Genomic DNA, 727 nt, shown 5'->3' on the forward strand with positions numbered 1-727 from the left:
GGGGGGGGAGGGGGGGGGGGGGGGGGGGGGGGGGGGGGGGGGGGGTGGGGGGGGGGGGGGGGGGGGGGGGGGGGGGGGGGGGGGCGTGGGGGGGGGGGGGGGGGGGGGCTGCCAGGGTGGCGGCGCACACGGCGCCGGGCAGCAGGGCCCGGACGATCCACTCGGCGCGACGCGCGGGCGGGGTCACGGGCGACTCGGGGTGCGGCGCGGTGTCCGCGTCACGCGGGACGCGCGCGAACATCTCCTCCGCGAGGGAGAACACGTCCCGGTGCCGGAAGCGGGCGGCGGTCCGGTCGGTGATGCCGTGGGCTTCCAGTCCGGCGGCGATCTCCAGCGGGTCGACGGCCCGTTCGCACAGCTCGCGGTGGCGGTGCATCAGGGCCTTCACGGGATCCGCGGCACCCCGGCGGGGAGCTACGGCCGGCTTGCGGCCACGGGTGGCCTCCCCCACGTGCGCGTCGCCCGGCACCTGGGCAGGGGCAACCGCGTGCGGGGGCTTCCCGGTGTCGAGTCCCTTCCCGGCGGTCCCCTGGCCCACTGCGATGCCCGTGTCCGGGTTTCCACCGCTGTCCGTGTCGGGGACTTCACCGCTGTCCGGGGGCTGCGCGGCGTCCGGACCCGACGCGGCGCCAAGGCCCGAACCGGCGCCCAGGCCCACCCCGGCACCGAAACCCGACCCGGCGCCCAGGCGTAAGCCGGCACCCAGGCCCGCGTCCGGCCCCTCCCC

At 80.3% G+C, this 727-nt stretch carries 1 pseudogene; it reads right to left on the reverse strand.

What is annotated here, in order from left to right:
• Positions 1-106: 106 nt before the first annotated feature.
• A pseudogene (locus CCN42_RS45555) lies at positions 107-538 on the reverse strand (hypothetical protein); the annotation flags it as partial.
• Positions 539-727: the final 189 nt, after the last annotated feature.

Source organism: Streptomyces glaucescens, assembly GCF_002154375.1.
In the GTDB taxonomy this organism is placed as follows: Bacteria; Actinomycetota; Actinomycetes; order Streptomycetales; family Streptomycetaceae; genus Streptomyces; species Streptomyces glaucescens.